Below are 3,024 nucleotides of genomic sequence, written 5' to 3' on the forward strand. Positions count from 1 at the left end.
ACTTCCTGCTGGGCAGCCTCAACAGCCTGGGGGACCGCCTTTACGGCGGGGCGGGATGCGATACCCTCTGCGTGGCCTGGTTCGATTCCCTGGCCTGCTGTTCCGGAACCACCGTCCCCAAGACCTCCTACCTGTTGGGCGGCGACGGGGCCGACACCTTCTGGGTCGATCTGCACAGTCTGCCTTCCGGCCATGCCTGTCTGGGTCAATCCTATTGCGTCAACCTCTACGACTGGAACCCCGCCGAGGGCGACACCCTCTGTTTCACCCACGCCAACATGTGTCTGGTGCCAAGCTGTCTGGGAACCAGCTTCTCCCTGGCGCAACTGGCTGCGGCCACCATCACCTCCGGCTGCATCGGCGTCAGTACCAGCTACTCCTGCGCCTACACCACCGTGACCTTCAACGGCATGGGTACCAGCGATGTGCGGGACAAGGTCATCCTGAACTTTTACGGGGTGCGCGGGGCCAACGCCTGCGCCACCATGTCCCTCACCGACCTGCTGACCTGCTCCGCCCCGGATGTGGATCAGGAAGGCGGCATGAACAATCCGCTCTTTTGCGCCACCCAGGGCACCGCCAACGCCGATACCGCCAGTTGGACTTCGGGAACCAGTTTCACGGAGTGCTATTTCGCCGGTTCCGGCAACGACTCCATCGTGCTGAACGCCTGCGCGGCCACCTCCTCCAACGGGTACGGCACCCGCTTCCTGCACGGCGGGGACGGCAACGACACCCTGACGGTCTGCGCCGGCGCCGGCATTTGCACGGATAACACCTATTTCTGCGGCTACGCCCCGATTCTGGATGGCGGCGCCGGCAACGACACCCTCTCCGGGGCAGCCTCCAACGACCGGCTTTACGGCGGATCCGGCAACGACACCCTCTACGGTGGCGACTGCGCCGACTGTCTCTTCGGCGGGGTCTCCAATGGCGGCTTCGCCGACTTTTCCGCCAGTGACGACGACAGCCTTTTCGGCGGGGACGGCAACGACATCCTGCGCGGTTTCTTCGGCGACGACACCCTTTGCGGCGAAGCCGGCAACGACTGGCTCTTCGGTGAAAACGGCGACGATCTGCTGGTCGGCGGCGCGGGCAACGACATTCTCGATCCCGGTTACGGGGAGTGCGTCTCCGGATCCTGCTGGTCCGGAACCGCCTTCGTGGCCTGCACCTCCTACTGCGCCGGCACCAACTACCCCTCCACCCTTTCGTTGACCAGCGTCTGTTCCGCCTGTCTGTTCGTCTGTTCCGACGGCAGCGACCGTCTGACCGGTGGCGAGGGCTGCGACACCTTCAAGTTCGATGTCAAATTCTCCTGCACCACCAACTACGAAAACTTCATGAACCCGAATCTGCCGAAATGCTTCTGTGTTTCGGATGTTTATGATCGCGGCACCACGGTGATCACCGACTTCTGCATCGGGCAGGATGTCATCGGCATTCTGGACAGCACCAACGCCGGTGGCACCACTCTGGTGGGTTTCAACACCTGTCTGGGAGCTTCCGGTTTTTGCGTGGGCCTCTCTTCCGAGTCGCTGTCGATTTCCAACGTCGGCGGTGACACCCTGATCAGCATTCGCAACCAGTCCGCTTCGACCGATCCCGGTTTGGACATTTTGTTGCAGGGGGTGCAATATTCCGCCACCCGCGACACCCTGGAGGAGATGATCTCCCAGGGAATGGTGAAATTCCTCAGTTCTCCCAACGTCGACTGACGATTCATGGCTCAACCGGTCGATCCGGTGCTTCCCCGAACCCCCGGCGATTGGTTCCTCGCCGGGGGTTTGGCGTTTGATGCGGGGGATGCGCGGCTGGCCTGCGTCTGTTATCTGCGGGCGCTGGAGGGGCAACCGCAACGCATCGACATCATTTTGCAACTCTCCCGTGCGCTTCTGAAGGCCGGACGTGCTGCGGACGCCGTTGCGGCTCTTCGCAAGGCGCTCGCTCTCGACCCCGCCTCTTCCCGTCTGCACCACACCCTGGGTCTGGCCCTTCTGGAGGCCGGGGATCCCGGCGGCGCGTCGTGCGCCTTTCGCGAGGCCTTGTCGCGGGATCCCGGCGCGGTGGACGCGGCGGAAGCCCTGGCGGTGAGTGAAGCGGCGCTGGGTTCCCGGGACGAGGCTCTGGCGCGACTGGAGGTTCTGGAGGAGCATTATCCGCAGCGGGCCTCGATTCCCTTCAACATCGGGCTGATCGAGGAGGAGCGCGAGGCGTGGCGGCTGGCCGGGGAGGCGTATGCCCGCGCCGCGCTTCGCGAGCCGGACAACGCCGATCTGCCCGCCCGGCAGGCGGCCTGTTCGCTGATGTTGCGACGCTATGCCGAGGCCCGCTCCCTGGCCGGGCAGGCTTTGCAGCGCAACGGCAGGCTCTTTTTCCCGCAACTGCTGCAGGAGGTGGCGGCTTTCGCGGCGGCGGGGCGGCTGGCCGAGTGGGGTCCGCTGGACGGGGGGGATGAAGCGGGGCGCATCGAAGGGTACCGGCGTCTGGCGCGGCTGATGTGTCGGCATGCGGCGGGGTTCGGGGTGGCGAAGCGTCTGGTGGAGTGGGTCTTGCTTCGGGATGGCGGGGATTCGGCGTTGCGGCTGTTGTTCGCCCAGGCTTGCGTGGCTTTCGGGGAGGCCGATGCGGCGGAGGTGCAGGCGCGTCTTCTGCTGGAGGCGGGGCGGGAGGTTGGGGAGGCGTGGCGCATCATCAGTGGCATCCGTCGGGGGGGGAGGCGGATCGGGCGCGGATCCGGCAGCGCCTGGCCGTTCTGGGAGCGGAGCATGGGGAGCGTCCGTTGTTGCATCACGCCCTGGCGGAGATGGCGGACCGGGCGGGGCAATACGAGGAGGCTTTCGAGCAGGCGCGATTGGCCAACGAGTGGGATCGGGGGCATCTGGCTGCGGGGGCCGGGCTGCAGGCGCCGGGTTTCGGGGAGTTGATGGCGGTTTGTGACGGGGCTTTTTTCCGGCAGCGGCGGGGTTTCGGGGTCTCGTCCGAGAGGCCGGTATTCGTTGTGGGCATGCCGCGTTCGGGCAC

Annotated in this window: 2 protein-coding genes; both read left to right on the forward strand. The window is 65.6% G+C overall.

Annotation, left to right across the window (positions count from 1 at the left end; all coding sequences use genetic code 11):
* A partial coding sequence (locus tag HQL56_19245) for a hypothetical protein (GenBank protein MBF0311653.1) occupies positions 1-1,718 on the forward strand: 1,718 nt, incomplete at its 5' end.
* A 6-nt stretch (positions 1,719-1,724) separates the two neighbouring features.
* Positions 1,725-2,927, forward strand: a complete 1,203-nt coding sequence (locus HQL56_19250) for a tetratricopeptide repeat protein (protein ID MBF0311654.1) — start codon at positions 1,725-1,727, stop codon at positions 2,925-2,927.
* The last annotated feature ends 97 nt before the right edge of the window (positions 2,928-3,024 follow it).

This window comes from Magnetococcales bacterium (genome assembly GCA_015231925.1).
GTDB lineage: Bacteria > Pseudomonadota > Magnetococcia > Magnetococcales > JADGAQ01 > JADGAQ01.